The sequence below is a fragment of the Mesorhizobium sp. M1A.F.Ca.IN.020.03.2.1 genome, from assembly GCF_004023205.1.
In the GTDB taxonomy this organism is placed as follows: domain Bacteria; phylum Pseudomonadota; class Alphaproteobacteria; order Rhizobiales; family Rhizobiaceae; genus Mesorhizobium.
Map to the genome: position 1 here is coordinate 1 of NZ_RZSV01000388.1, position 3,134 is coordinate 3,134.

The 3,134-nt window shown below is 65.6% G+C and carries 3 protein-coding genes and 1 pseudogene; 3 read left to right on the plus strand and 1 reads right to left on the minus strand.

The genetic code is table 11. The features are described 5' to 3' along the window. Together EOA79_RS31015 and EOA79_RS31020 are read left to right on the plus strand one after the other, a co-directional pair. Positions 1 to 503 (plus strand): annotated as a pseudogene (locus EOA79_RS31015) (DSD1 family PLP-dependent enzyme); the annotation flags it as partial. Positions 504 to 638: 135 nt separating this feature from the next. Continuing rightward, positions 639 to 1,574 carry a bifunctional helix-turn-helix transcriptional regulator/GNAT family N-acetyltransferase gene (locus tag EOA79_RS31020; RefSeq protein WP_095824847.1) on the plus strand — a complete coding sequence of 312 codons (936 nt, stop codon included), beginning with the start codon at positions 639 to 641 and terminating at the stop codon, positions 1,572 to 1,574. A gap of 166 nt (positions 1,575 to 1,740) precedes the next feature. Here EOA79_RS31020 and EOA79_RS31025 read toward each other — a convergent pair whose 3' ends face one another. Beyond that, complete coding sequence (locus EOA79_RS31025) at positions 1,741 to 2,574, minus strand: AraC family transcriptional regulator (protein ID WP_095824846.1); 834 nt, start codon at positions 2,572 to 2,574, stop codon at positions 1,741 to 1,743. A 145-nt stretch (positions 2,575 to 2,719) separates the two neighbouring features. Here EOA79_RS31025 and EOA79_RS31030 point away from each other — a divergent pair. After that, positions 2,720 to 3,134, plus strand: a 415-nt coding sequence (locus EOA79_RS31030) for a winged helix-turn-helix domain-containing protein (RefSeq protein ID WP_206639293.1), incomplete at its 3' end; no start/stop codon positions are given.

A 3,134-nucleotide genomic window follows, 5' to 3' on the forward strand; every position in this document is an offset into this window, starting at 1 on the left:
ATGCGGACCAGCGCCGCATCCTCAACATCGGCGGTTCCAAGACGGCGCTGCTGCATGGCGGCGGCGTGGCCAACGAAGTGTCGATCGGCTCGGCCTTCGTGCTGCCCAGCGATTTCGATACGCCCGGCCTCGACGGCTTCCGGCCGGCCGCTCTCATTGCGACGCCGATTCTGAAGGCGCTCGATCCGGTGCTCCCCGGCCCGGCGGCTATCTTCCGCACGCTGCAGGCGCTCGGCCTCTTCGCGAAGAAGGCCTGCTATCTCTATGGCGGCAAGTGGATGGCCGAACCGGTGTTCCCCGCAGGCATGAAGCCGAACGGCCTGATCGGGCTGTCTTCCAACCAGCAATTCATGGGGCTGCCGGCGGGCGCGGAGGTGAAGCCCGGTGACTACGCCTTCCTGCGGCCGACGCAGAGCGAGGCGGTGCTGCAGCATTTCGGCTCGCTCGCGGTGTTTGCCGGTGGGCGCATCGTCGAGTTCTGGCCGGTACTGCCGATGGGGTGAGGGGCGCCCCAACTGTCTTCGTCGCGATCCTTCGCGCCCCCCTCTGTCCCGTCGGCCTAAAGAAGTTCGGCACAATCAATTTATTTGACTCAGTCAACTAAATGATCGATCCTGTCCGCGACAGGAGGAATTCCCATGACCATCCACGATCACCCCGGCAAGCAGCGCATCGATGCCGTGCGCGCTTTCAACCGCTTCTACACCCGCCAGATCGGCCTGCTCGACGAGGGCCTCCTGAAGAGCCCGTTCTCGCTGACCGAGGCTCGCGTGCTTTACGAGCTTGCCCATCGCGACGGGCTGGTCGCCAGCGACCTGGTGCGCGACCTCGATCTCGACCCCGGCTATGTCAGCCGGCTGCTGAAAAAATTCGAGGAGCGCGGCCTGGTCGAACGCGCCGCCACGGAGGCCGACGCGCGGCGGTCCTCGATCGCGCTGACGCCCGCGGGCAGGGAGGCCTTCGCGCCGCTCAACCAGGATTCGCACGACCAGGTGCGCGCGCTGCTCGATCGCCTGGCGCCGACCGACCAGGAGCGGCTGGTCAAGGCGATGCGCACGGTGCAGGACCTGCTCGGCGACAAACCCCAACCCAAAGTGCCTTATATCCTGCGGCCGCTGCAGGTCGGCGACATCGGCTGGATCACGCATCGCCAGGGCCTCATCTACGCGCAGGACTATGGCTGGGACGAAACCTATGAGGCGCTGGTTGCCGAGATCCTCGGCGAGTTCGTCAAGAACTTCGTTCCGCAATGGGAGCGCAGCTGGATAGCCGAGCGCGAAGGCGAGGTGGTCGGCTCGGTTTTCGTCATGCGCAAGTCGCCCAAGGTGGCGAAGCTCAGGCTGCTCTATGTCGAGCCGTCGGCGCGCGGCCTCGGCATCGGCCGGCGGCTGGTCGACGAGTGCATCGCCTTCTCGCGCGCCAAGGGCTACAAGACGCTGACGCTGTGGACCAACGACATTCTTGGCTCGGCCCGCCGCATCTACCAGGCGGCGGGCTTCAAGCTGGCCGAGGAAGAGCGCCACCATTCCTTCGGCAAGGATCTTGTCGGCCAGACCTGGAACTTGGAGCTGTAGCGCCTTTTCCTTCTCCCCTTGTGGGAGAAGGTGGATCGGCGCGCAGCGCCGAGACGGATGAGGGGTGTTCCAGGGAACGCCACCGTCTCACTCCGCTGGAACACCCCTCATTCGTCGCCTTCGGCGACACCTTCTCCCACCGGGGGAGAAGGAGAGGGGCAGCGTCTCAACCTTCGATCGGCACCCAGATCTCCAGCCCGCCATTGCCGCTGCGCGGATCGAATTCGGGGCCGTAACGCTCGAAGTCGGGGGCGTCGGCGATCTCATGTCCGGATGCAGGCAGCCACTTGTTCCAGATGGTGTTGACCGTGCGTCGGATGGTCGAGATGTGTTCGCGATGCGCAAACACGGCATATTTGTGCGCCGGCACTCGAACCCGGTAAAAATCCTCCGGCAGATCGGAGAAATCCGACACCTCGACGCCGGCGACATAGTCGAAATTGCCGGCATCGTCGCCATTGGTGCAAACGCCGTAGGCGACGCCGGGAACCTCGCCGGGAATGTTGCCGACATAGGGTCCGAAGCGCTGCCACAGCATTGGGATGCCGGCGCTGGTCGCGCAGCTGTAGCGCTCGCCGAGCCCGGCGATGAGAAACGCCCGGCTGGTCTCGAAGCGCGGCGGCTCGAGCGCGGTGAGAAGCGAACTGTCCATGAGGATGGGCTCCACGAGGTCGAGGTTTTGGGTCGAGCCTCCAGCGCGCACCAGTTCCGGCGTGGTGCCGAACTGGGCGCGGAAGGCCCGTGTGAAAGCCTCATGCGAGCCGTAGCCGGCATCGAGCGCGACCGCCAGGATGTCGCTCGCGCCGCCCGCGAGCTTGCGCGCCGCTTCGCTGAGCCGCCGCGCCCGCATATAGCCCATGACCGACCGGCCGGTGGCGGCGCTGAAGGCGCGCGTCACATGGAAGCGCGACACGCCGCTGCTTGCCGCGACATCGTCGAGCGAAATCGCATCCGGCAGATGGCTTTCGACAAACCACAGCGCTTTCTCGGTCGGGTTCATGGCTCCTCGCATTTGGCGCGGCCACACTAGTCGGCGCGCCGACGGGCAGTTTGATCGAAATTGCGCAGTGCGCAATAATAGCCACGCGCATGCCGGGTTGAGTGGGATCGACTTGGCATTAGCGGCACGCGGAAGGGGTGTCCCGATGACGACGGCGACGGCCGATCAGGTGTTCCGATTTGGCGGGTTCACGCTCGACCTCGCCAAGGGAACGCTGCGCGGCATCAACGAGCCGCTGTTCCTGCGGCCGAAAGCCTACGCGCTGCTTTCGCATCTCGCCCGCAATATGGGCCGAGTCGTGCCGAAGTCGGAGCTGATGGATGTCGTCTGGCCCGGCGTCTATGTCACCGAGGATTCGCTCACCCAGTCGGTGCGCGAGATCCGCAAGGTGCTGGGCGAGGACATGGTGCGCACCGTCTCCAAGCGCGGCTATATGCTTGCCGCGGAAGCCGAAGCGGCGCCCGAGATCAGCAGCCAACCGATCGTGGCGGTGGTGCGCTTCCGCAACGAGAGCGGCGATCCGGCCGACGAGGCGATGGTCGACGGCTTTGCCGAGGGTC